Source organism: Klebsiella sp. GG_Kp175 (assembly GCF_040062325.1).
GTDB lineage: Bacteria > Pseudomonadota > Gammaproteobacteria > Enterobacterales > Enterobacteriaceae > Klebsiella > Klebsiella quasipneumoniae.
This window is the reverse complement of record NZ_JBEAFX010000003.1, coordinates 173,568-198,637: the sequence shown is the minus strand read 5'-3', so window position 1 is coordinate 198,637 and position 25,070 is coordinate 173,568. Positions and strand designations below refer to the sequence as shown.

21 protein-coding genes are annotated in these 25,070 nt (G+C 60.2%); 11 read left to right on the top strand and 10 right to left on the bottom strand.

What is annotated here, in order from left to right; translation table 11 throughout:
* Positions 1-4: 4 nt before the first annotated feature.
* Positions 5-1,123 carry an ABC transporter substrate-binding protein gene (locus tag ABLU73_RS06905; RefSeq protein ID WP_032455661.1) on the bottom strand — a complete coding sequence of 373 codons (1,119 nt, stop codon included), beginning with the start codon at positions 1,121-1,123 and terminating at the stop codon, positions 5-7.
* Positions 1,124-1,392: 269 nt separating this feature from the next.
* Here ABLU73_RS06905 and ABLU73_RS06900 point away from each other — a divergent pair, with 269 nt between their 5' ends.
* Both ABLU73_RS06900 and ABLU73_RS06895 read left to right on the top strand, forming a co-directional pair.
* Positions 1,393-1,782, top strand: coding sequence for a hypothetical protein (locus tag ABLU73_RS06900; protein WP_002892699.1), 390 nt, complete (start codon positions 1,393-1,395; stop codon positions 1,780-1,782).
* A 178-nt stretch (positions 1,783-1,960) separates the two neighbouring features.
* Positions 1,961-2,416, top strand: a complete 456-nt coding sequence (locus tag ABLU73_RS06895) for an RcnB family protein (protein ID WP_048294342.1) — start codon at positions 1,961-1,963, stop codon at positions 2,414-2,416.
* Positions 2,417-2,476: 60 nt separating this feature from the next.
* Here the strand turns inward: ABLU73_RS06895 and ABLU73_RS06890 are convergent, their stop codons facing one another.
* Positions 2,477-3,064, bottom strand: a complete 588-nt coding sequence (locus ABLU73_RS06890) for a YSC84-related protein (RefSeq protein WP_048294343.1) — start codon at positions 3,062-3,064, stop codon at positions 2,477-2,479.
* Between the two features lie 233 nt (positions 3,065-3,297).
* Between ABLU73_RS06890 and ABLU73_RS06885 the strand changes: the two genes are divergently transcribed.
* The 3 genes from ABLU73_RS06885 (at position 3,298) to ABLU73_RS06875 (ending at position 6,354) form a co-directional block, all read left to right on the top strand.
* Complete coding sequence (locus ABLU73_RS06885) at positions 3,298-4,476, top strand: M20 aminoacylase family protein (protein WP_264923960.1); 1,179 nt, start codon at positions 3,298-3,300, stop codon at positions 4,474-4,476.
* 19 nt (positions 4,477-4,495) lie between these two features.
* Entirely contained in the window at positions 4,496-5,272 is a 777-nt protein-coding gene (locus tag ABLU73_RS06880; protein WP_004202434.1) for an ABC transporter substrate-binding protein, read from the top strand.
* 128 nt (positions 5,273-5,400) lie between these two features.
* A complete protein-coding gene (locus ABLU73_RS06875) occupies positions 5,401-6,354 on the top strand; it encodes an aldo/keto reductase (protein ID WP_008805510.1) in 954 nt (317 codons plus the stop codon).
* Positions 6,355-7,249: 895 nt separating this feature from the next.
* On the opposite strand, the gene ABLU73_RS06870 is transcribed toward ABLU73_RS06875, so the two are convergent.
* From ABLU73_RS06870 to ABLU73_RS06855, 4 genes are all read right to left on the bottom strand, one after another.
* On the bottom strand, positions 7,250-8,041 hold the full coding sequence (locus tag ABLU73_RS06870) for a MoaF C-terminal domain-containing protein (protein WP_017901098.1): 792 nt from the start codon (positions 8,039-8,041) through the stop codon (positions 7,250-7,252).
* A 25-nt stretch (positions 8,042-8,066) separates the two neighbouring features.
* Positions 8,067-8,843 carry an SDR family oxidoreductase gene (locus ABLU73_RS06865; RefSeq protein WP_004202438.1) on the bottom strand — a complete coding sequence of 259 codons (777 nt, stop codon included), beginning with the start codon at positions 8,841-8,843 and terminating at the stop codon, positions 8,067-8,069.
* Between the two features lie 86 nt (positions 8,844-8,929).
* The gene (locus tag ABLU73_RS06860; RefSeq protein WP_094334197.1) at positions 8,930-10,663 is read right to left on the bottom strand and encodes an arylsulfatase; all 1,734 of its coding nucleotides are present in this window, start codon (positions 10,661-10,663) and stop codon (positions 8,930-8,932) included.
* A gap of 45 nt (positions 10,664-10,708) precedes the next feature.
* Positions 10,709-11,896: an anaerobic sulfatase maturase gene (locus tag ABLU73_RS06855; protein ID WP_017900833.1), complete on the bottom strand. Its 1,188-nt coding sequence runs from the start codon at positions 11,894-11,896 to the stop codon at positions 10,709-10,711.
* Between the two features lie 423 nt (positions 11,897-12,319).
* On the opposite strand from ABLU73_RS06855, the gene ABLU73_RS06850 reads away from it, so the two are divergent.
* The 3 genes from ABLU73_RS06850 to ABLU73_RS06840 all read left to right on the top strand — a co-directional run bounded on the left by ABLU73_RS06850 (position 12,320) and on the right by ABLU73_RS06840 (position 15,425).
* Positions 12,320-13,003, top strand: coding sequence for a helix-turn-helix transcriptional regulator (locus tag ABLU73_RS06850; RefSeq protein WP_004202446.1), 684 nt, complete (start codon positions 12,320-12,322; stop codon positions 13,001-13,003).
* Between the two features lie 117 nt (positions 13,004-13,120).
* Positions 13,121-14,293 (top strand): MFS transporter, encoded by a 1,173-nt coding sequence (locus ABLU73_RS06845; protein ID WP_023319895.1) that lies wholly within the window; start codon positions 13,121-13,123, stop codon positions 14,291-14,293.
* 16 nt (positions 14,294-14,309) lie between these two features.
* A complete protein-coding gene (locus tag ABLU73_RS06840) occupies positions 14,310-15,425 on the top strand; it encodes a class II histone deacetylase (RefSeq protein ID WP_048323248.1) in 1,116 nt (371 codons plus the stop codon).
* Positions 15,426-15,431: 6 nt separating this feature from the next.
* On the opposite strand, the gene ABLU73_RS06835 is transcribed toward ABLU73_RS06840, so the two are convergent.
* From ABLU73_RS06835 to ABLU73_RS06820, 4 genes are all read right to left on the bottom strand, one after another.
* Positions 15,432-16,025, bottom strand: coding sequence for a DUF3156 family protein (locus ABLU73_RS06835; RefSeq protein WP_114507951.1), 594 nt, complete (start codon positions 16,023-16,025; stop codon positions 15,432-15,434).
* Positions 16,003-17,502: an APC family permease gene (locus tag ABLU73_RS06830; protein ID WP_264923966.1), complete on the bottom strand. Its 1,500-nt coding sequence runs from the start codon at positions 17,500-17,502 to the stop codon at positions 16,003-16,005. Before ABLU73_RS06830 ends, ABLU73_RS06835 begins: the two co-directional genes overlap by 23 nt.
* 431 nt (positions 17,503-17,933) lie before the next feature.
* Positions 17,934-18,299: a cupin domain-containing protein gene (locus ABLU73_RS06825; protein WP_002892824.1), complete on the bottom strand. Its 366-nt coding sequence runs from the start codon at positions 18,297-18,299 to the stop codon at positions 17,934-17,936.
* A gap of 13 nt (positions 18,300-18,312) precedes the next feature.
* Complete coding sequence (locus ABLU73_RS06820) at positions 18,313-19,614, bottom strand: FAD-binding oxidoreductase (RefSeq protein ID WP_264923968.1); 1,302 nt, start codon at positions 19,612-19,614, stop codon at positions 18,313-18,315.
* Between the two features lie 159 nt (positions 19,615-19,773).
* Between ABLU73_RS06820 and ABLU73_RS06815 the strand changes: the two genes are divergently transcribed.
* From ABLU73_RS06815 to ABLU73_RS06805, 3 genes are all read left to right on the top strand, one after another.
* Positions 19,774-21,258 (top strand): aldehyde dehydrogenase family protein, encoded by a 1,485-nt coding sequence (locus tag ABLU73_RS06815; protein ID WP_049004398.1) that lies wholly within the window; start codon positions 19,774-19,776, stop codon positions 21,256-21,258.
* A gap of 397 nt (positions 21,259-21,655) precedes the next feature.
* Complete coding sequence (locus tag ABLU73_RS06810) at positions 21,656-22,738, top strand: YncE family protein (RefSeq protein ID WP_032425844.1); 1,083 nt, start codon at positions 21,656-21,658, stop codon at positions 22,736-22,738.
* Positions 22,739-22,797: 59 nt separating this feature from the next.
* Positions 22,798-24,981, top strand: a complete 2,184-nt coding sequence (locus tag ABLU73_RS06805) for a TonB-dependent siderophore receptor (RefSeq protein WP_264923972.1) — start codon at positions 22,798-22,800, stop codon at positions 24,979-24,981.
* Positions 24,982-25,070: the final 89 nt, after the last annotated feature.

Here is a 25,070-nt window from a genome sequence, read left to right as displayed (position 1 = left end):
CGGATTACTCGCTCTGCTGCCAGGAAAAGACGAACGGCTGGTCCGGCAGGTCGGTGAAGTGACGCACGATATAATGGTAAGTCTCATCGGGGTTGAGATCGCGGAAGGCCTGCGGATAGATATCTTTCGCCAGATATTCCATGCCGACAATATTCCACGGATGGTTATAGAAGTGGTGATAGACGCCATAGGCCCGCTTTTCCTGCACCGCCGGGATCTGGCTGACCCCCGGTCGCGCCAGCAGCGTCTGCGCCTGGGCTTTCACCGCCTCCGGCTTAACCTCATAGCCGAGGGGCAGCACCTGGCTGTTTCCGCGCTTCGAGCCGGTCATTATCCAGGCGTCGGGCTTCATGCTGATGATTTTCTCCAGCGAGACGAACCCGGAGGCGCCCGGCAGCAGCTGCGAACCGATATTGTTCGCCCCGACCGCCTCCACCAGCCCGCCCCAGCCGCTGTGGCCGTGAGTAAAGCAGCAGGCGTCGCTGTTGCCGGCCAGCGCTTCCACGAAGACGTTGGCCTTCGGCGTGATGGTCGCGGTTTTCTGGCGAATCGACTGCAGCTGCTGACGATAGTAATCGGTAAAGGCTTTGGCCTGGCTCTCGCGGTTGAGGACTTTGCCCAGCAGGTCGATGCTGGGAGCGGTATCTTTCGCCGGGTCGATCTCATAGTCGACAAACAGCACCGGAACGTGCAGGGCGCTGAGCTTGTCGATGACGCCGCTCTCCATCAGCGCTGGCCTGGCGCGCAGCTGGGCGATCATCAGATCCGGCTGGCGGGCGATGACGCTTTCAAGATCGACATTCCCCTTGTCGCTGAAGCCCATGTCAAGGATCGTGGCCGACTGCGGCCACGTCGTTTTCAGCATCTGCCAGGTGGCAACGTCCTGCTTTTTCGCCAGATTATTCCATGCCACCAGCCGCTTAAACGGATTGTCCCGGTCCAGCAGGGCGAGGGTCATAATGTCGCGGCCATCCTGCAAAATAATACGCTGCGGCTCTTTAGCCAGGGTGACCTGCCGGCCGTCAAGGTCGGTAACCGTCAGAGGATATTGGGTCGCATAGCTGAGGAAGGGAGTCGCGATCAGCGCAGTAAGCAACAGCGATCTTACTGATTTTCTTGCCATAAAATGAGTTCCGTTTGCCAATTTATAAATATAATGATTCTGAGAATTATTCTCGAGTAAACGTCAACGGCAAGTATATCAAGCGCAAATTTCACGAAATGTAACAAACATGATGGAAATTATGCCAACGCCGACAGGGTGCGCAGCGGCAGCATTTTCTGCCATGGTTGCAGGTCGAAGACGTTTTTCAGGCTAATTCCTAATGTCATCCCCGGTTCGTTGTGCCATCCTGAATACGACTCATAACACGACACGTGAGAGAGGATATTATGAAAAAAGCAATGATTGCGTTATCGGCTATTCTGGTTGCGGCTCCGGTTTTTGCTGCGACAACACATGCAACAGATGATACCGTCGCGGCGGCCAATGCCAACGCCAACACCGCCAAAGAGAAGCTGCATCAGGCCCAGCACGAAGGTGAAGAGCAGCAGCTGAAGGCGAAACATGCGGCCGAAGGCAAACAGGATAGCGTCGGCAGCCAGGTGAGCGAAGGCGCGCAGAAGACCTGGAACAAGACCAAAGAAGGGACTGAGAAAGGTTGGGATAAGACCAAAGAGGTCAGCGAAAAAGGCTGGAACGCCACCAAATCCGGCGCAGAAAAGGGCTGGGATAAAACCAAAACCGGCGCTGAAGAGTTAAAAAATAAAGTGACTGAGTAAGTCCTGATATCAGTCTGAATAAAGGTCGCGAGAGCGGCCTTTTTTATTGCTCGTACTCCCCCATAATGCCTTCCCCGACAGCAGAAACCCCAGATGCCAGGAATCGTCCTGGTTAAGCGGATACTCACTCTTTCTTCACATTTTCCCGTTACAAAGAACTTCAATCAGGAGGTGTACGATGAAAAAGATGATTTCTCTGGCGGTAATATTATCCACTGTGCTGAGCGTCCAGGCCTTTGCCGATGGCCCAAACGACGGCCATCGTCCGGGGCAGCCAACGGTGTGGCAGAACGGTTCGGATCATCATGGGCATGCGCCGCAGGGCGGACCTGACGCGCATCGTCAGGGTGACCATGACCAGCGTGGCCCGGATCGTGACGGGCATGACAAGCGCGATCAGGCACGGCATGAGCAGGACCATTTCGCCTGGCGCGGTAACGATTTCCGCAAAGGCCACCCGGCTCCGGCGCCGTTCCGTGGCGATGAGTATCGCGTCCGTGACTGGAGCGACCGCGGCCTGCCGCCCCCGCCGGAGGGCCATCACTGGTCCTATATCGACGGTAACTATGTGCTGATCGCCGCGGCGACCGGGATCATCACCTCGATTCTGGTGAGCGGCGCCCTCGGCCACTAAATGCACGTCTCCCAACGCCGGGCAGGGAACACCTGACTCGGCGATGGATCACCGCCGGGGCTACGGGTTCAGTTCGTCATCCGGCCAGTATTTATAGCCATTGACCATCGCCTGGGCGGCCAGCCCCTTGTCGGTGATTTCATAGACGTTCACTTTTGACGGCAGCGAGGAGGTGTCCTTCGCTACGCCGTTCGCGGAGGCGGCGATCGGCGCGATGCCTTTGTCATCATATTTCGCCGCGGCGTTCGCATCGGCGCCGACCATATATCCCTGGCGGATAAAGGTCTCCAGGGCCGCTTTATCATGGAAAACCAGCACCGTGCGTTGCTGTTTAATCCCCATCCCCAGGCCGGCGCCGCCCTGGGCCATTTTCATATAGGTGTCCTTCCCGGTGGCCTTATCCCGCACCACGCCGTAGCCGCTGCCAAATCCGAACAGCAGGATCTTGCTGCTGTTGTTGGCGAAGACCGCATAACCCTTCGCATGCTGAATATCGCTGCGGGCCTCGGGCTGCACGGTGTAAAGTTTATTGAGGGTTTCGTTGCGCATCTTCTGAATACTGGCCCGCTGCTGGCTGGCGGTATCCCCCTGCGCGCTGCAGCCCGCCAGCGCGGTCATGGCGACGAGGAAAAGCGTCTGTAATCTCATAGAAGTCTTTTTATTTAAATCTGAATACGGCCGGAAATAGTAGGGTAAATAACGGTTAATCCTCCATAAAATAAACATTTATTTTTAAATTTCACCGTTTCGAATGCTTTTTACACTGCCGCGAACGCATTATTAAATAAGATGCCGTCATTTCCGATATTAGAAATCCTGCTTGCATAAAGTTTTCACCACGATACCGTGTTAAGTCCTTACGATATTTCCCGGAGAGCGGCATGAGTGATTATGTAATTCCAGAAATTAAAGCGACGGAAGCGGAAATGATTTCTCTGCGTCATTATTTACATGCCAATCCGGAATTAAGTCTGGAAGAGTTTAATACCAGCGAACTGGTCGCCAGCAAGCTGACCGAGTGGGGCTATCAGGTGACGCGCGGCCTCGGCAAGACCGGGGTGGTCGGCAGCCTGAGCAAAGGCGATTCGCTGCGCACCATCGGCCTGCGCGCCGATATGGACGCACTGCCGATCGAGGAAACCACCGGTTTACCCTGGGCCAGTACGGTGTCGGGGAAAATGCACGCCTGCGGTCATGACGGCCATACCACCATTCTGCTGGCGGCGGCGAAATACATCGCCTCGCCGGCCTGTCAGTTCAATGGCACGGTGCATCTGATTTTTCAGCCGGCGGAAGAGGCTATCGGCGGCGCCGATTTAATGATTAAAGACGGCCTGTTTGAGCAGTTCCCCTGCGAACGCATTTTCGGTCTGCACAACATGCCGGGGTTGCCGGTGGGCAAGCTGGGCTTCTACGCCGGCAACTTTATGGCCTCGGCGGATACCGTCAAAATCACCCTTACCGGCTACGGCGGCCACGGCGCCCATCCGGAGCGCACCGTCGACCCGATCGTCGCCGGCGCGGCGCTGGTGATGGCCCTGCAGAGCATCGTGGCGCGCAACGTGCCGCCGGGCGAAACGGCGGTGGTCAGCGTCGGCACCTTCCAGGCCGGTATCGCCTCCAACGTCATTCCGGAGAGCGCGGTGATGGAGCTCAGCGTGCGGGCGATGAAGCCGGAAATCCGCGACCTGCTGATCAAACGTATTCACGAGCTCAGCGAATTTACCGCTAAAAGCTATGGCGCCAGCAGCGCGGTGGAGGTTTACGACTCCTACCCGGTATTAACCAACAGCCCTGAAGAGACTGACTTCGCCCGAGCGCTGGCTCTGGAGGTGTTTGGCCGCGAAGGGGTGCTGGAGTCGGTCTCGCCGATGAACGCCAGTGAGGATTTCGCTTTTATGCTGCGCGAACGTCCGGGCTGCTACTTCCTGCTGGGCAACGGCGAGAAGGGGGAGAAAGGCGGCTGCATGGTGCATAACCCCGGCTACGACTTCAACGATGACATTATCACCACCGGCGCGACGCTGTTCGCCCGTCTGGTGGAAAAGCACTGCCGTTAACCTCTGGAGAAGAACTGGAATGAAAAAATCACTACTGCTATGGCTGGCGTTAATGGCGTCGACGTCGGCGCTGGCCGAAGGGGGAAAGGCGATCCGCTTTGGCGTCGACCCGACCTTCGCGCCGTTTGAATGGAAGGATCCGCAGGGCAAGCTGGCGGGGTTTGATATCGATTTAGGCAACGCCATTTGCCAGCAGCTGCAGGCGAAATGCGTGTGGGTGGAAAGCAATTTCGACGGCATTATCCCGGCGCTGAAGGCGCGGAAATTCGACGCCATCCTTTCCGGGATGTACATGACCGAGAAGCGTAAAGCGCAGATTGCCTTTAGCGACAAGCTGTATAACGGGCCGGTGTTCCTCGTGGCGCGTAAAAATACCCTGAAAGGCAATACGCCGGAGCAGCTGAAGGGCAAAACCATTGGCGTCGAGCAGGGCTCGGCGCAGGAGACTTACGTTAATCAGCACTGGCGTCCGCAGGGGATCAACATTGTGGCCTACCAGGGGGCCGATAGCGTGGTGCGCGATCTGGAGTCCGGGCGCATCGACGGCGCGGTACTCTCCGGCATGATGGCCGACTACAGCTTCCTGCAGCAGCCGCAGGGTAAGGAATTCGCCTTTGTCGGCGGCCATCTGCAGGATGATACGCTGTTTGGCGCCGGGGCGGCTATCGGCTTACGTAAAGACGATGAGGCGCTGCGTCAGGAAATAAACGGCGCGATTGCGAAGATCCTTGCCGACGGCACCTATAAAAAATTAGCCAGCAAATATTTTAGCTTTGATGTTTATTCCGGGACATAATGTCTGAGTGTACCCGCGGGCATGGATCGCCCGCCGTAAGATTCCTTTTCTGATTATCCAATCGACCTCCTCTCCTGACCATTGTGGTTACCTGAGGGAAGCAGAATATAAGCTAAGGAGTACTCGGCATGATGACACGTCCCTTGGGCAAAACCGGATTTTCCATCGCCCCGTTAGTGTTTGGCGGTAACGTCTTTGGCTGGACCATTGATGAAAAAACCAGTTTTGCCCTTCTTGATGCTTTTGTTGACCACGGCTTTGACGCTATCGATACGGCGGATGTTTATTCCCGCTGGGCAGAGGGCAACCAGGGCGGCGAATCCGAAACCATTATTGGCCGCTGGCTGCAGGCGCGTCCCGGCATGCGCGATAAGGTCAAAATCTTCACCAAAGTCGGCTCCGATCTCGGCCTTCCCGGCCATAAGGGACTCAGCAAAGCCTGGATCCAGCAGGCGGTAGACGACTCCCTGCGCCGCCTCAATACCGACTATATCGACCTCTATTTTTCCCACTGGCCGGATCCGCAAACCCCGGTAGCGGAAACGCTGGAGGCTTTCCACAGCCTGCAACAGGCGGGGAAAATTCGCGCGATGGGGGCCTCTAACCTCGATGCAATGCAGCTGGCGGGGGCGCTGGAGGTAGCGCGCAAGGGCGGCTTGCCTGCCTGGCAGGTGCTGCAGCCGGAATATAACCTCTATCACCGCTCCGCCTTTGAAGGCGCGCTGTGCGATCTCTGCGTCAGCCGCGATATCGGGGTGGTGACCTACTACAGCCTGGCCTCGGGATTCTTAACCGGTAAGTACCGTCAGCCGTCGGATCTGGCGCAGAGCCAGCGCGGAGGGGGGATTGGTAAGTACCTGAATCCGCGCGGGATGCGGATTATCGATACCCTGGTGGCGGTCGCGGATGAGCAGGGGGCGAAGCCGGCGGAAGTGGCCCTCGCGTGGCTGATCGGCCGCGAAGGGGTGACCGCGCCGATCGCCAGCGCCACCAGCGTGGCCCAGGTGGAAAGTTTTGCCCGCGCGGCGGCGCTGAGCCTGAGCGCGGAGCAGGTGGCGCGGCTGGATAGCGCCAGCGCCTGAGTCACGCCCTCTTCCCGGCGGGGAGAGGGTGGACAAATGGCGCGGACCGCAGGCCGGGTAAGGCGCAGCCGCCACCCGTCATAAAAGCGGCTCCGTACCCGCTATCATCGCCCGGTGGCGCAGCGCTTACCGGGCCTACGATGTGTCAGCTTGTGACAGGGACCTGTAGGCCGGGTAAGGCGCAGCCGCCACCCGGCATAAAGCGGCTCCGTACCCGCTGCCATCGCCCGGCGGCGCTGCGCTTGCCGGGCCTACGATGTATCAGCCTGTGATAGGGACCTGTAGGCCGGGTAAGGCGCAGCCGCCACCCGGCGAAATAACGGCACAATCGTCAATTTCCCTGTTTGCAATGCGCCTGGCAGGGCTACAACTTCTATGTGATTTCCGGACAGATTGCGCTCCCGATATGTCTTCTGCGTTATGTCTTTCATGGCGCAGGGAGCGCACAGGGGGCGGCCAGTCGCCGCCGCCCCCTGTACCCCCGGGCTCCGGCCAGCAAAATCGCCGCTGCGCGGTCCCTTCGACTTATCCCTGCAGGCTTCGGGTCGGGCCGAGGCAGCGTCCCTGCAAAACACGGCCCTCAGCCCGCATCCATGCGGGCTGCCCCGGCCTTCCGGGAACGTCTCAGCGATTTTGAGGCCGTCAGCACCGGCAGTTTCAGTCGTGCAAGTGGGTAAATCAAGGACAGGTCGCACGAACCCTGTAGGCCGGGTCAGGCGCAGCCGCCACCCGGCATAAAGCGGCTCCGTACCCGCTGTCATCGCCCGGCGGCGCTGCGCTTGCCGGGCCTACGATGTATCAGCCTGTGAGAGGACCCCGTAGGCCGGGTAAGGCGCAGCCGCCACCCGGCAACATGACGGGCAGGGGGCCTGAAAGCGTGCCCGGCGGCGCCCCTTTATTCCTGATGGCGGGTGAGGTTGAGGATCTTCGCGCTGGCGCCGACCGGGAAATTGCTGAGGGCGCCGAAGTCGCTGCCCTGATAGCCCATGATCTTGCCGTCGGTGCGCATCTGCTGAAGATCGATCAGGATCACCCCCAGCGTGGGAATGATTTTCTCCCGCCAGACGAACAAATAGAGATCCTCAGCCACCTGCACATAGTGGCAGCGATCGACATCCGCCAGCCCCTTTTCCACGCCGTCCAGACATTGCCAGGCGTAAAAATTATCGTTGAGATAGATGTGCTCATAGCGCTCAGTCGGGCTGTAGGTGTACTGATTGCGCATGCCGACCAGCGCATCGGTAAAGCCCGGCAGCGGCCCCGGCTGCGCATCCAGGCGGGCGAAGACAAAGCGCGTTTCTACCGCGGTCAGCGGCAGGCCTCGCTCCACTCGGCTGAAAGCGTCCAGCCGCGCGGCGGCTTCGTCCGGCAGCTGGCCGTAGACCAGGGTGGCGTTGCGCTGCGTCAGGTTGCATACCGCGCTGACGCTGGCGTTATCCCGCTCCGGGTCAAGGAAGTCGATAAACAGAATATCCGGGCGCAGGGCGGTCGCCCGCCAGGGGGCGCGCTTGCCGTTCCAGCTTAGCGTCTGCTCATCTTCGATGATCAGCTGCTGCGGCTCACTTCCGGCGACATAAAAGGTAAAGCGCTCGCCTGCGGGCAGGCTGGCGGTGGCGAGTAAATTACCGTGTGGCGCAAAACCATCGGCCAGCGCGCCGACCTGGATAAATACGGCTTCTGAAGTCATAGGGGCTCCTGAACAGAGTAGGGCGTTAGGCAAACGCCAGAGTGGGAACATCGACGATACTGGCGCCGCCGTCGGCGACCAGCGTGGCGCCGCTGATGATGGCGGCCTGCGGCGAACAGAGAAACTGACAAGCCTCGGCTATCTCCTCGGGGCTGGCGGGGCGGCGCAGCGGAACGTCGCGACAGACTCGCTGATAAGCCTCAGTCAACGATAGCCCTTCCGCCTGCATCAGCGGGAGCATCTCTTCATCCGCCATCGGCGTGGTGACCCAGCCGGGGCAGACGGCGTTGGCGCGCACCCCCTGGGGACCGTAATCGCGGGCGACGGAGCGCATCAGGCCGATTAAGGCGTGTTTGGCGGTGACGTAGCCGCAGGCCTGCGGACCGGCGGCCAGCGAGGCGATGGAGGCGACAAACAGCACGTTGCCACGGCGGGTAATCAGCGAGGGCAGGCAGGCGCGAACGCTGGCGAAGGCGCTGGTGAGATTGCCGTCCAGCGCCTCGCGCCACTGGCGGTCGCTGGTCTCGGCGGCGGGGCTGTTGCCCATCCCGCCGGCGCTGCAGATGAGGACATCAACACCGCCGCTCTGGTCGAGAATGGCCGGCAACAGCCGCTGGCGCCACACCTCGCCGTCGGCGGCATCGCCCATCAGCGCCGTGGCGCCGGTCTCATCGGCGACAGCCTGCAGCGGCGCCTCGCGCCGTCCGGTAATAAACACGCGGTCGCCCGCGGCGCGCATCAGCCGCGCGCAGGCGGCGCCAATTCCGGTTCCGCCGCCGGTGATCACCACGACTCTCGCCATTCGCTCTCTCCTGTAATGGGGTTTCCGATTACCTTAAAAAGCGCGTCAGCTCCCGGCTATCGCCCGGAAGAACGATAGCCGCGGGGTTAATGGATCTCGCTCACCGGGATCGCCTGCGGCGCCGGAACCGGCTTCATGGTGGCGGGATCGACCGCCAGATAGCGTCCAGTTTTGCTGTCAATACCGACGTAATCGATCATCTTGCCCTGCGCCCTGGTGACCATGGTGCGTCTGGCGAACGCCTCGTAGGCCTCGCTCATCGCTTTGACCCGATCGGGATGTTGGGCCGCGACGTCATGGGTCTCCAGCGGGTCGTCGTGCAGATTAAACAGCTGCCACGGCGCGTCACCGGCGGTGAGGCCCCGCGGCACCAGCCGCCGCAGCTTCCATTCACCATCGACCCACGCCGCCTGATGGTGCAGCTCAACGCCGTATTTCCCGCGCGGCGGCGCCTGTACTTCGCCGGTGAGATAGCGCTTAAAGCTGACGCCGATCATCGGCAACACCGGCTTCTTCGCCAGCGATTTGTTCGGATCGATACCGGCGAATTCATACAGGGTCGGCGCTACGTCGTACACCGCCATCGTCGAGGCGTCGATGTGACCGTGGCGCGTGATCCCGGGACCGGCGATCATAAAATCGGTGTTAATCCCGCCCTGGGCGCTGGTGGTCTTATGGTAGTTGGCGTAGGGAGCGTTGCTGACGTTGGCCCAGTGCGGGCCGTAGGAGACAAACGAGCCTTTGCGGCCGATGTTGTCATAGCGGTTATCGAACTGCTTCCAGAATTCCGGGGTAGATTCGTAATAAAAACCCTGCGCCGGGTTGGCGCCGTTATCGGTTAAAAAGACCAGTAGGGTATTTTTATCGCGCCCGGTTTGTTTCAGCGTCTCCATCAGGGTGCCGATTTGCGCGTCCATATTGGCGATCATCGCCGCATACACCTGCATCACTTTCGCCGTATATTTCTGCTGCTCTGGCGTTAGCGCCTCCCACTCTTTATCCAGCTCCAGATGCGGCAGCGGGGTATCGTCATGGATAATTCCCAGCGCTTTCAGGCGGGCGATGCGCTGGCGATAGACCTCGGCGTAACCCTGCTCATACTGGCCTTTGAAGCGCTTAATCCACTCGTCCGGCGCCTGCAGGGGATCATGAGGGGCGGTGAAGGCCAGCCAGGCGAAGACCGGCTGTTCCTTCGGCGTCGCTTTAATCCAGCTGTTCATCTGCCGGGCGTAGGCTTCGCTGGAGTAAAAATCATCCGGTAGGGAGACGCGCTCGCCGTCGCGGGTGTAGTAGGTGTGGAAGGCTTCAACGGTCCCGAGCGGGACGGCGTCGTTAAAATGGCTGGTGCCGCCGCCCATAAAGGCGAAGGCGTGGTTAAAGCCGCGGTCCTTCGGCGTGGCGCCGGGAACAAAACCGAGGTGCCACTTGCCGGCCATCAGGGTGTTATAGCCCGCGTCTTTAAAACGCTCGGCCATGGTGGTGACGCGGTCGGTCAGCCGCAGCTCGTAGCCCTCCTTGCCAATGGTGCTGTCGTACCACCACATACCGCCCATCCCGGCCTGCTGGTTGCTGTTACCGGTGAGCAGCATCGAACGCGCCGGGGCCGACATCGGCGAGGTGTAATACTGGCTCATGCGCATCCCCTGCTCGGCCATCGCCTGCAGGTTGGGGGTGGGGATTTCGCCGCCGAAGGGGCTGATGTCAGAGTAGCCCATATCATCGGCGATAATCACGATGACGTTCGGACGCTCTTGCTGGGCGGCGTGCGCGCCACCGGCGAGGATCACACTGGCCGCCGCGGCCATGGCTGTTTTATTCACAACGGATTCTCCTGTTTCTGCGGGTATCACTTTCAGAGCAATGGGCTACGCCGGATGCGCGGCCCCGACAAACGCGGCCCGCCAGGCTTGTAGCCCTTGAAGGTCGCGGGAAAAGGGGCGCACGGGCGCCAGAATTTCGCTAAAGAAGCGGTAGTAGCCGCCGCAGAGGCGGTTGTTGCCGGCGGCGTTCAGATGCGCCGGGCAGCCGCCCTGGCAGACCATTTTGACCGCGCAGGTCTGGCATTCGCGGCGCAGGCTTTTCTGCTGACCGAAAGGCAGCTGCACCGAGGCGTCGACCGCGTGCGCCAGCGTCATGTCGTCAAGGCGGCCCAGCCGATGTTCGGCGTTGATCAGATGGTCGCAGGCGTAGAGCTCTCCGTCGGGCTCCATCACCAGATTGCTGCCGCAGCGGGCGCTGTGCACGCAGCTGCCGCTGGTGTGAGTGAAGTACTGCGCCCACGCCTGCTCGATATTGATGACGAACACCCGCCCCTTGTCGCAGCGCTTCTGCCACTGCCGCCAGATGCCGACCATAAAACGCCCCCAGTTATCGGCACTCAGCTGATAGCCCTCGCGCAACGCTGCGCCTTCGCTCATCAGCGGCTGAAACTGTAGATAGCGCGCGCCGAGGCTGACCAGCCGGTCATAAATCGCCGCCGCGTGGGCCGCCATCTCGTTATGCACCACCACCAGCAGGTTAAAATCCACCTGATGCTGGTGGAGAAAGCCGATGCCGCGCAGTGCCGCCGGCCAGCTGGCCCGGCCGCGTTTATCCGGACGATGCTGGTCCTGTAGCGCTTCGCTGCCTTCGAGGCTCAAGCCGATAATAAAGCGATGCTCGCGGAACAGCCGGCACCAGGCGTCGTTGATCAGCGTGCCATTGGTCTGCAGACTGTTGCTGATGGTGACGCCGTCGGGGGCATAACGCGCCTGCAGGGCGAGCGCTTTTTTGTAAAAGCTCAGGCCGGCCAGCAGCGGCTCACCGCCCTGCCAGACAAAGTTGATTTCCCGCGCGCCGACGGGCTGGGCCGCGATGTAGCGGCGGATAAACTGCTCCAGCCGCGCCTCGTCCATTTTGTTGACCGGCGTTTCATCCTGGGGGTAATAGCAGTAGCGGCAGGCGAGATTGCAGGCGGGGCCAATCGGCTTCATCAGAATATGAAACGGCACCGGCGAGCGCGGCTCAGCGGCCAGCGGAATTTGCTGCTGGCGCAGGGCGGCGATATTCAGCATCGGCTTATCCTCGGTTAATGACCGGCGCTGTTGCTATTATTTTGGCAACAGCGGGTCAGGCGTAATCACATGATTAAGCCGCGGCGAAAATTAATGGCATCCTGTTAGGGTATAAGTGAAAAAAAACAGAAATCCATCGTTCTTAAGGATGAGAGAGACGCGTCCGGGATAGGGTTTTTTATCACCAGAGGCAGGTACGCCGGGTATTAATCTTTTTTGTTTATGTTTTAACGCCGCTATCGTAAGGCATGGCGAGTGTGTTTTTTAAATGCTTTATATAACAATGCATTGCTGAAAATTTTGTAACGGCTATCACATTGTTAATATGTTAATGATTGTGTTACTTAAATGTGAAATGTATGCTTCAATTATCGGTAGTCATCCATGTGTCATGCACCATCATCTCGACGGGGAGGCCCTATCATGTCTGCTTTGTTAAAAGCCAGCCGTAATGATGCGATAATAGCCCGTTGTTTACAGACTATTTCTCAGTTAATTCCTCTGACTTCAGCGGTGTTTTATCGAGTAAATAACCGGTTAAAACCCGAAAACTATATATTGCATAATATTTCCGATAATACGCACCAACAATATCTGGAAAACTTCCAGCCGCTGGATCCGCATTTACCGGCGCACTTTAGCCACCAGAACACCACCGTGGCGGCGATGACGCCGCGGCTCTGCGATCGCAACCGGCATTATTATCATGAATTTATGTTGCCGAATAACGTGCGTGACATGACCGAGATCTTTATCCGCCGCGAGCGGCGGATCATCGCTGGTATCTCGCTGATGCGCGACGTGCCTTTCTCCAGCGAAGAGCGTCATCGGGCCCAGGCGGTGCTGCCGCTGGTGGAGCTGGCGATCCGCGACTGCCTGCAGGAAGAAGATGACCTGCCCGCTATCCTGACCGCCAAAGAGCGGGAAATCGTCGGCATGGTGCGCGAAGGGGCCAGTAATAAGCTGATTGCCCGCCAGCTGGATATCTCGCTCTCGACGGTGAAAACGCACCTGCGCAATATCTTCGCCAAGACCGAAGTGGTCAATCGTACCGAACTGGTTTCCCGAACCTGGATGCCGGCTGCTCAGCGGACGCTGCATCTGTGATCTGACTTTCACATCCCGCGCGCGCCGTGGCAACACGGCGTTTTCCTGATGCCTGTGGGTATCACTCCCTGGAGGATCCTCCGGGGGGAGGCTTTTTTGACCGGAGCACGCCCTACGATGTCGAGTACACCTGTCACTGATAATGCGCTTTCCCGGCCCGCCGGGCTGGTGGTGTCCCTGCGTTTGCTGGCGGCGATTGTGATTTTTGCCGCTATTGCGCCGGGTATTCTGATGACCGCGCCGGCGGTGGCGGCGCAGCTGGCCAGCGAATGGCAGCTAAAACCCGGGCAGGTAGGCTGGCTGTTCTCAGCGGAGCTGGGGGCGATGAGCCTGGCGACGCTCCCGGCGTGGTGGTGGATGAGTCGCCTCGACTGGCGGCGGGTCGCCCTGATGGCCGGGGCGGTGTTTCTGACCGCCAACCTCGCCTCGGCGGTGGTCACCCAGTATGAGACGCTGCTGGCGGCGCGCTTTATCGCCTCACTGGCGGGCGGCACGCTGATGATTCTGTGCATCAGCTGCGCGGCGGGAACGCCGAACCCGTCGCGGGTCTACGCCTTTTGGGTGCTCGGGCAACTGCTGTTGGGGATGCTTGGCCTGCTGGCGCTGCCCGGCCTGTTCGCGACCTTTGGCCTGAAGGTGGTGTATCTGATCCTCGCCGCCATCATGCTCTGCTGCCTGCCGCTGGTGTCCGCTTTCCCGCCGCGCTTTCAACCGCTCTCTGCCTCCCGCCAGCAGCCGTCGACGGCGCTGTGGCGTCAGGCGCTGGCGGTGCTGGCGGTGCTCACTTTCTATATCAGCCTCAGCGCAGTGTGGACCTTTATCGGCACCATCGGCAGCACGGCGGGGCTGAGCCCGACGCAGGTGGGGCTGGTGCTGGCGGCGGCGACGGTTTGCGGCATTATCGGCGCCGGCGGCGCGGCCCTGCGCGGCACCCGGCGCGCCGATCGCTTACCGGTGTGGTTGGGCTATGGGCTGCTGATAGTCAGCGTCGGGCTGCTGGTTGGCCAGCCGCTGCTGGCGCGCTACGCCATCGCGGCGCTGCTGTTTAAGTTCACCTGGACCTTCGTGCTGCCCTTTATTCTCGCCCGCGTCGCCGGGCTCGATAACAGCGGTCGGCTGATGAACAGCATCAATCTGGTGATCGGCGGCGGCATGGCGGCCGGCCCGGCGCTCGCGGGGGCCTTACTGCAACACTTCGCCAGCGCCGACCCGCTGCTGGCGGCGGCAGGTGTCTGCGCGCTGCTGTCACTGATTTTAATTGTGGCGGCTTCCGCCGCCGGGAAGGGTTAGCCCACGGGAGGATAGAGTGAAAAGAAAAACCGGTTTCTTCTTTGATGAACGTTGTTTCTGGCACAGTACCGGGCTGCACGCAGTGACGCTGCCGGTGGGCGGGTGGGTACAGCCACCCGCCGGCGGCGGTCATGCCGAATCGCCGGAGACCAAACGGCGGATGAAAAACCTGATGGATGTCTCCGGGCTGACGCCGCAGCTGGCGCTGCGCAGCGCGGCGCCGGCGAGCCTTTCGGACCTGCGGCGGATCCATCCCGACAGTTATCTGGAGCGCTTCAAGGCGATAAGCGATAACGGCGGCGGCATGCTGGGCAAAGAGGCGCCGCTGGGGCCGGGCAGTTATGAAATCGCCTGTCTTTCCGCCGGGCTGGCCTGCGCGGCGGTGGAAGCGGTGCTGAAGGGGGAACTGGATAACGCCTATTCGCTGTCGCGTCCGCCCGGACACCACTGCCTGCCGGACCAGTCGATGGGCTTCTGTTTTCTTGCCAATATCCCCATTGCCGTGGAGCGAGCGAAAGCGCTGCTCGGGCTCGGCAAGGTGGCGATCATTGACTGGGACGTTCACCACGGCAACGGCACCCAGCACATCTACCTGCAGCGCGACGACGTGCTGACTATCTCCTTGCATCAGGACGGCTGCTTCCCGCCGGGCTACTCTGGCGAGGAGGATCGCGGCGTGGGGGCGGGGGAGGGTTACAACATCAATATTCCGCTGCTGGCCGGCGCGGGGGATGACAGCTGGCGCTATGCGCTGGAAACCATCGTTATTCCGGCGCTGGCGCGCTTTGAGCCGGAGCTGATTATCATCGCCTGCGGCTATGATGCCAACGCCATGGATCCGCTGGCGCGCATGCAGCTGCACAGCGACAGCTTCCGGGCGATGACTGAACAGGTCCAGCAGGCGGCGGATCGCCTGTGCGGCGGGAAACTGGTGATGGTGCACGAAGGCGGCTACGCCGAATCCTACGTGCCGTTCTGCGGCCTGGCGGTGATGGAGGCTCTGAGCGGCATCCGCACCGAGGTCCAGGATCCGCTGCGGGAATTTATTCAACAACAACAGCCGCGGGCGGAGTTTGCGCAGTTCCAGAGGCAGGCTCTCGATCGGCTGGCGCAGCAGTTTGGCCTGCTATAAAACGCCTCAGCTTCCCCGCGGTGATGGCGGGGAAGTCAATGCTTTCTCTTCTACGATTTCACCGCGCATCCACTGACTTACTGCCTGATCGGTCATCGCCAGCACGCTGAGCAGCAGCATCCGCTGCTGCGCTTCCAGCCGCAGATAACGGCGCAGCGGCGGCATTTTACAGACCACTTCGCTGGCGGCCCAGGGTTCAATGCTGCAGCGCCAGCCGCGACCGTCAAAGGTCAGCGAAAAGCGGCGGTAGTCCAGCTCGCTTAAGGTCTGCTGGAGATTAGGAAAACCGTTGAGATAGCCGGCGAGTGCCTCGCTGCCTTTGCCGCCGATAAAGCGGATCGGCTGGCGTTTCCACCAGCCGGATTGATGGGCGCGAATGTTACCGCGTACGGGCCGGGTCACCGGCCCCTCGACGACAAACTCGCAGCTGTGAATGCTGGCCATAAACAGCCGCTTCTGACGCACGCTGAAGGTCACGGCGGTGGCGTTGTTCAAGCGCAGCAGCGCGCTGCGCTCGCTCAGCTTTTCGCAGGGCCAGCCGGCCAGATCGCGCTGCACCGCGTTCATTAACGGCGTTTCAAACCAGGGGACGGAGGACATCTGGCGTCATCTCCCCGCGGGTCTGTTTTTCGTAGTTGTTGATGGCGCGCTCCACTACCTCTTCCACCACCAGCGGCTTGAACGGATTGACGCGCTGCACGCACACCGTCCAGAACAGGGCGTAGGCGGCGGTCAGGCCGAGCATAATGCCGAACGGCACCAGCACCTGGCGACTGTCCATCCCCGGCGGGGTGATATTGACGATAGCGATGATAATGCCGACGCTGGAGATAATCTGCGGCAGTGGGAACCACGGCGAGCGGTAGGCGCGCGGCAGGTCCGGGCGGCGAATGCGCAGCATCACCACCGACAGCGTCACCAGCAGATAGGCGACGCCCCAGGCGCAGACCGCGGCGAGGATCAGCGGCACGATGCGGTCCAGATCGCCGTTCAGATACCAGGCGTGCAGGCAGGGGATCGCCACCCCGATGGCGATGGCGATTACCGGCGTTTTAAAGCGCGGATGCAGCCAGGTCAGAAAGCGGGGCAGCGCGCCGTCCAGCGCCATACCGTAGATAATGCGCGGCACGGCGGCCATCAGCGTATTGATGGTGGCGCAGCCCGCCAGCAGCAGCCCGACCCCCAGCCAGTACTGGCCGGCGTGGCCCATCACCCGCTCGGCGAAGGCCGGGATCGCCATCGGCGTATCCAGCAGATGGATGTTGTTGGCCGCGTCGAGCACGGTATTCTCCACCTGGCGGTTGATCGCCGCACCGTAGATAAACATGCAGCTGGCGACCCCCAGCAGGCCCAGCGCCATCGCCCGCGGTATGGTGCGGTGGGCCTGTTTGATCTCCGGCGCCATCGGCGTCACCAGTTCGCAACCGACGAACATAAACATCGCCATGCCGATATAGCCGAACAGGCCGTTGATATCGCTAACGTTCAGCGGCGTGCCGAACCAGCCGGAAAGATGAGTCACCGGCGCCATAAAAATGCCGCACAGGCCGAAAATGGTTAGCGTGGTCCACATGCCGAAGGTCAGCACCACTTCGACCTTGCCGAAGATTTCCACGCCGATGGTGTTCAGCAGGCCGAAAATCACCACCATGCCGACGCCCACCATCCAGGTGTTTTGGTGAGCGGCCATCTGGGCGTTGATCGATTCGAAGTTCACCAGCGCCATAATGCCCGCCAGGATCGTCTCCGCCGTCCCGGCGAAAATATGGACGATCAGATAGGCGCACAGCGCGCCGGTGATAGCGAAAAAGCGGCCCATGCCGCAGGAGATATAGTCGTACACCGAACCGGTGGTGGGAATGAGCGTTGCCGCCTCGGCAAAGGTGGTGACCTGCGCCTGCATCATAATAAAGGCCAGCAGCACCGCCAGCGCGAAGGTATCGCCGCCCATGCCGAAGCCGCTGGTCACCGTCAGGATCACCGGGCTGGCCATAATCAGCCCGACGGAGCTGGCGAGGGTGGTCGGGAAGCCGACGACGCCGCGCTCAAGATGGCTGGCAAGTCTGTTACTAAACATAGTCAACCTCTGCACAATAATGGGGTAGGGCAGGGAATAGCCAGCGCCACTCCCGGATAGTCATAATTTAGGCGGGCATCCTGCTCAACGAATATCGTCCGGAAGGTGGAGGGTGGCGCATGATTCTGTGACGCAGTCCATGAATGTGAGGGTGGATAAACAAGATGACCCCGAAAACCGGGGCCATCCGTCTTGCCACGTTGCGCCTGTTTCTGTCGGGTGGCGGCTAGCGCCTTACCCGGCCTACGGTCCGCGCGGCCTGCCTTTAATTTATTCACCATGCTGACTGAAACTGCCGGTGTTGGCGGCCTCAAAACCCCCGGTGGCGCTGCCGCTTACCGGGGCTACAGCGCTGTGCGATTTGGTAGCCCGGAGAAGGCACAATGCGTCGCCTCCGGGTCCCCCCTGCGCCGCCGGGCAGTATCAGCGCGTTAGCGCGTCTCGACGTTCGCCAGGTAGTGCTTCACAAAGCGCGGCGTCAGGATTTTCCACTCCACTTCGGTGCCCTGTTTAACAAACCAGCTATCGCCTGGCGCAAAGCGCTGCGGTTCACCGCCGGCGACGGTCAACTCCACTTCGCCTTCCAGCACGGTGGCGTGTTCGGTAAACGGATAGGTCATGGTAAAGCTCCCTTCAGTGGACGAAAACAGTCCGCAGGTAAAGGCATCCTGCGGCTCGCCGTAGATCATCGCCCCGGCCACCTGCGGGTCGCCGGCGGTCGGCGTCGCGCCGAGCAGGCTGACGCTGCCGATTGGCTGCAGGTCGGGCACCGGGTGTTTAAGTTTAAAAGCGTGCATAGCGTTCTCCTGGTTAACTCCGGCCTTTCCAGAAACCGGCGGTTTGATGCATCAATTTTCCGGCGGTGACCAGCAGCAGGCGCAGGCTGTCACGGCCGTGGATGGTCGCGTGGGGGATGCTGCTCAGCAGACGATAGCGGTTTGAACCGCCGTTGATCCCTTCGGCGAGGATTTTGCACACGATGTGCGATGGGGTGACGCCGAAGCCGGAGTACCCCTGGACGTAAAAGACGTTGTTGTGATCGCGTAGCGTGCCGATCTGTGGAAACAGGTTGGCGCTACAGGCCATTGGCCCGCCCCAGGCGAAATCGATCTTCACATCCTTCAAATAGGGGAAGACCTCCGCCAGCAGGGTGCGGTTCCAGGCGGCGAAATCGTTCGGCGTATACTCCACAAAGCGGGTGGCGCTGCCGAACAGCAGGCGGTTTTCCCGGGTGACGCGGTAGTAGTTAATCACCGGGCGAATATCGCTGAAGGCGCCGCGCAGCGGGCTGATGCGCTCGATCAGTTCATCGGAGAGCGGCTCGGTCGATACCTGATAGGAGTAGGTGACCAGCGTTTTGTTGTAGATCTCCGGCTCCATATTGTTGAGGAAGCTGTCGCAGGCCCACAGCAGTTTGGCGGCTTTGACGCTGCCCATCGCGGTACGTACCCGCACCTGTTTGCCGTAATTCACCTCCACCACCGGCGAGGATTCGAAGATCTTCACTCCCAGCGAATGGGCGGCCTGCGCCGAGCCGAGGAGCATATTGAGCGAATGGATCTGGCCGCCGCCCATATGTTTCAGCGCGCCGCAGTAGACCTCGGAGCCCACCACCTGCTGCACCTCTTTCCCGGTATACAGCTCGATCTCTTCATCCGGGGTGGCAGCCTTAAACTCCTTCTCCCACTGGCGCAGCGTTTTCAGTTGCCGCTGGTTATAAGCGAGATAGCCATAGCCGGGGACGAAATCGGCGTCGATATTATATTTGCGGATGCGTTCGCGAATGATGCCCGCGCCAAGGTTGGCTATTTTAAACAGCGTTTCCAGCCCTTCTTTGCCGACGTGCTTTTTCACCGCTTCGATGTCGTGACCGATACCGGCCATCACCTGGCCGCCATTGCGCCCGGTGCCGCCATAGCCGAGATGGCGCGCTTCCAGCACCACCACGTTGGTGATGCCCTGTTCCGCCAGCTCAAGGGCGGTGTTAATACCGGAGAAGCCGCCGCCGATAATCACCACGTCGGCTTCAATATCTTCCCGCAGCGCCGGAAAATGGAGGTGGTATTTCTTCGTCGCGCCGTAGTAGTTCAGCGCATCGATTTTGATGTTCATCGCGTTACCCTGTGGTCTTGCCTCGCTCAAGTGCCTCATCACAGCACGCCGCGCGGGCGTTGAATATCGTCCGGAAGAATGACGTTCTTTAGAACGATAGGCGGCGGCGGGAAGCCGTGCTGTGATGGGCCAACGTTGCTGAAAAAACGGGTACTGACGATGAGCGAGATAACCTTACTGGCGGAAGTGACCGCCTTTTTACGCCAGCCGCACGGGCAGTTTATCGCCGGTGAGCGAGAGGCGGGCCGCGGCGCGCCGTTTGCGGTGATCAACCCTGCCACCGGGCGGGCGATCGCCGAGGTCACCGCGGCGGATAGCGACCAGGCGGATCGCGCGGTAGAGAGTGCCCGCCAGGCGTTTAATCAGTGGCGCGAAATGCCGACGCTGGCGCGCGGAACCTTGCTGCTGAAGCTGGCGGATGCCCTGGCTGAGCATCGCGAAGCGCTGGCGCAGCTGGAAAGTCTCTGCTCCGGCAAGACCATCACGCTGGCGCGCATGCTCGAGCTGGATCAATCGGTCGCTTTCCTGCGCTACTTCGCCGGCTGGGCGGGGAAAGTCACCGGCGAAACCCTGAATGTGTCGCTGCCGTCGATGGCCGGGGAGAAATATACCGCCTTCACTCGCCGTCAGCCGCTGGGGGTAGTGGTGGGCATCGTGCCGTGGAACTTCTCTATCATGATTGCCGTCTGGAAGCTGGCGGCGGCCCTGGTCTGCGGCTGCACCATTGTTCTCAAGCCGAGCGAGTATACGCCGCTGACGCTGCTGCGCGTGGCGGAGCTGGCGAAAGCGGTGGGTATTCCGGACGGGGTGATTAACGTGGTCAACGGCGCCGGCGGCGAGATTGCTCAGCGGCTGATTACCCATCCGGCCTGCGCCAAGGTGAGCTTCACCGGCTCGGTGGCCACTGGCGAGAAAGTCCAGCGGTCGGCCAGTGCGTCAGGTAAACGGGTGACCCTTGAGCTGGGGGGCAAAAACGCCGCGCTGTTCCTGGATGATCTGACGCCGGAGGCGATGGTCAACGGCATTCTGGAAGCCGGCTACCTGAACCAGGGGCAGATTTGCGCCGCCGCGGAGCGCTTTTATCTGCCGCAGGGTAAACTGGATGCGGTGCTGGCGCTGCTGAAAGATAAGCTCAGCGCCTTCGCGCCGGGATCGCCGCTGGATGAGCGCACGCTGATGGGGCCGCTGGCCAACCGCCAGCAGTATGACAAAGTGTTGCGGCTCATTCAGACCGCGCGCGACGAGGGCGATACCATCGTCTGCGGCGGCGAAGCCCTGCCGGGGGAGGGCTATTTCCTGCAGCCGACGGCGGTCAAAGTGCGCAGCGAAGAGAGCACCCTGATGCGCGAGGAGACCTTCGGCCCGGTGTGCAGTTTTATCGGTTATCACAGTGAAGACGAGGCGCTGGCGCGGATCAATGCCTCGCCGTATGGCCTGGCGGCCAGCGTCTGGTCGGATAACATTCGCCTGGCGCTACGCTACTCGGAGGCGATTGAGGCCGGCATCGTGTGGGTCAATATGCATACTTTCCTCGACCCGGCGGTACCGTTCGGCGGCATGAAGGGCTCGGGCATCGGGCGCGAATTCGGCAGCGCGTTTATCGATGACTACACGGAGCTGAAGTCGGTGATGGTGCGCTATTAACCGCCGCTCAGCGAAATAGCGCAGGCATTTGTCGTTTTGCGCCAGATGGGCGACACATCCTGCGCCTTCTGGCCCTGAAACCGGGAGGGGGCACTGCCTCGCTTCCGGGACTCTTTTTCCCTTCGCGGATCCTTTCTTCCCCCCGTTATCCGCCATTGCCGTAAAAAAAATTAGCAGATTATCTTTTTTGCCCGCCAGGGCTTGCCTGACATTAGATAATGCGTATAGTTCTCATTCTCTTTTTTGTTTGCATGTCAGGCAAGGTTCGAGCTGCGCCAGTGAGTCGTTCACAAAGAGTCGCGAAGGCGTAGGGTGACGTAAAGACAGCAGGCTGGAAACACACAATATCGGCCGCTGCGCGTCCATCGGGTCATTGATTTTTTATAGGGTTGATCCAATGAAATACACACTTCCGGCGTTGATGCTGGCCATCAGCGCGGCGTTAAGCGGCTGCGCGACGCATCATTCCTCTGCCGTTTCCCAATCGGTTATCGACTCTCCAGCCCCTAACGTGGCGCAACCGCTGCAGCGCCAGCTAGCGGAAGGACTGTACGAGATGGCGCTAAGCCCGCAGGGTGATGCGCTGTACGTCGCCAGCGCCGAAGGCTTTAAACATGTGCAGGGTGGGGCGGTTTACACACTGGATCCGCAAACCCTCAACACCATCGGCCTGACGCATACCGATCTGAAAAACTTCGCTTTACAGCTCTCTGCGGATGGTAAAACGCTTTATGTCAGCAATTCGCTGGACGGCGGCATCAGCGCTATCGATACCGCTACCGGCAAGGTCAAAAACCGCCTGCTGTTCAGCGAGCGCAATGAAAAAGGACGCCCTTATGGGGCGCGTCAGCTGCTGTTGCTGAACAATACTCTCTACGTTGGCGCGGTCGCCGACCCGGCGCAAATCTGGGTGGTTGATGCCACCTCCCTGAAGCTGAAAACACGCATTACAAATACCGGTAAATGGATGACCGGACTGCACTACTCCGCACAAACCGGGCGCGTATACGCCGCTAACGGCAGCGGTGAAATTCTGGTGATCAACCCAGATAACCAGCGCATTGAACAGCGCTGGAAGCCACTGGGCGACAAGCCAGCGCTGCTCCTTAATATGGCTGAAGATAGCGACACCGGCCGCCTGTTCGTGACCGATAACTCGAAAGCGAAAACCACGCTGGTGCTGGATATCCACAGCGGCAAGCTGCTTAAACAGCTCGACGTCGGCGATTCGCTGGCGGTGCAGTTCAATAAGAAACGCCAGGAAATTTATATTTCACAGCGAGAATCCGGCAAGGTCATCAGCCTTGACGCCAGCCGCTACACGCTGAAGAAAAGCTGGGCGTTACCGGCCAATCCTAACAGTATGCTGCTCTCCGCCGATGGTCAGACGCTGTTTGTCACCGTCAAACAGCCCTTCAATAAAGACCACTCCACAAAAGGCCCGGACAGCGTCGTACGCATTGACCTGAACGCGCAATAAAAATAACGGGTCCGACGACGGGCCCTTTGATTCATTTATCCTCATCCACGGGGCAAATTATGCACACCACGCTCTATTCATCCTTCCCGCTGCGTAAAACGCTGCTGGTCTTAGCCATCGGCGCCGCCAGCCAGGCGGCGGTGGCCGCGAAGCAGCCTGGCGAAGAGACTCTGATCGTCGAGGCTAACGAAACCAGCGATTTTAAATCCGGCGGCGACCTGGTGGTTCCGGCATTCCTCGACGGGCAGATCGCTCACGGCGGTCGTCTGGGGATGCTTGGCGAACAAAAGGCGATGGACGTTCCTTTTAACGTTATCGGCTATACCTCGAAACTGATTCAGGATCAGCAGGCGAAAACCATCGCCGATGTCGTCAGTAACGACGCTGGCGTGCAGGCCGTACAGGGCTACGGCAACTTCGCCGAGACCTATCGAATCCGCGGGTTTAAGCTCGATGGCGACGATATGACCATTGGCGGCCTGGCGGGCGTGGTGCCGCGTCAGGTGATGGACACCCAGATGCTGGAGCGCGTTGAAATCTTTAAAGGGGCCAATAGCCTGCTTAACGGTGCGGCCAGCAGCGGCGTCGGCGGGATGATTAACCTTGAGCCGAAACGGGCGGAAGATCTGCCGACCGCGCGCGTTGGCGTCGACTATACCTCTGATTCTCAGGTGGGCGGCACCCTCGACCTTGGGCGGCGTTTCGGCGACAACAACCAGTTCGGCGCCCGGGTCAACCTGGTGCATCGCGAGGGTGAAGGCGCTATCGATAACGATAAACGCCGTACCACGCTGGCTTCGCTGGGACTTGATTACCGTGGCGACCGTTTCCGCTCCTCGCTGGATTTCGGCTACCAGAAGAAAACGTTCCACGGCGGTACGATGGGCGTCAATATCAGCGGCGTGGATTTCGTCCCGGCGCTGCCGGACAACAGCAAAAACTACAGCCAGAAGTGGGGCTATAGCGATATCGAAAGCGAATTCGGCATGGCGAAGGCAGAATATGACCTGACCGATAGCTGGACGGTATACAGCGCCCTTGGCGGCCAGCATTCGCATGAAATTGGCACCTACAGCGCGCCGAAGCTGCTCAATAAAAACGGCGATGCCACGGTTGGCCGCCTGGATACTAACCGCATCATCGACGCGATAAGCGGCATGGGCGGGGTTCGCGGCGATTTTAATACCGGCGCGATTTCGCATAAGGTGAACCTCGGCTATGCGGCGCAGGTGCATACCGATGCCACCGCCTGGCGGATGTCGGCGAAGAATCCGACCACCAATATCTATGACAACCGCGATGTGGCCATGCCGGATAACGCCTATTTTGGCGGTAACTACCACGATCCGCTGGTCACCTCACGCAGTCGTACGCAGGGCTGGCTGCTGAGCGATACCCTCGGCTTCTTTAACGATAAAGTGCTTTTTACCGCCGCCGCTCGCCATCAGAAAGTGGTCGTGCGCAACTACAGAAACGCCACCGGACTGGAAGATACTTCCTCGCGTTATACCCAAAGCCGCTGGATGCCGACGTTTGGCCTGGTGTACAAACCGTGGGAGTCGCTGTCGTTGTATGCTAACCATACCGAAGCGCTGCAGCCGGGTTCCGTGGCGCCGACGACGGCGGCCAATGCCGGTGAGAGCACCGGTATCGCGCACTCGAAGCAGGACGAAGTGGGCGTCAAGATCGACTACGGTACGATCGGCGGATCGCTGGCGCTGTTTGAAATCAAAAAACCGAACGCCATTTCCGATACCGCTGGCAATTACGGCCTCGACGGCGAGCAGCGTAACCGCGGCGTAGAGATGAACGTCTTTGGCGAGCCGATGCTGGGACTGCGTCTTAACGCCAGTACCGTCTGGCTGGATGCAAAACAGACTAAAACCGCTGAAGGCGCAACCGACGGTAAAGATGCCATCGGGGTGGCAAACTTCTACGCGGTGCTCGGCGCCGAGTATGACATCAAGCCAGTGGAAGGCTTGACCGCGACCGCGCGTGTGAATCATAGCGGTCCGCAGTATGCCGATGCGGCCAACACTAAAAAGCTGGATAGCTACACCACCCTGGATTTAGGCCTGCGCTATCGTATGCGTCTGAACGCCGACCAGAACGAAATGACCTGGCGCGTCGGGGTGACCAACGTGACCAACGAGAAGTACTGGTCCGGCATTGACGATACCGGTACTTACCTGTTCGAAGGCGATCCGCGTACCGTTCGCGTCTCAATGAGCTACGACTTCTGACGCTAAAAAAAGCGGGGCGGGCGGCTGACGCTCGCCCCTCGCAACTTGCGACAATCCCCCCTTAGTGATAAAAGGTGCCCCTTCGCAAA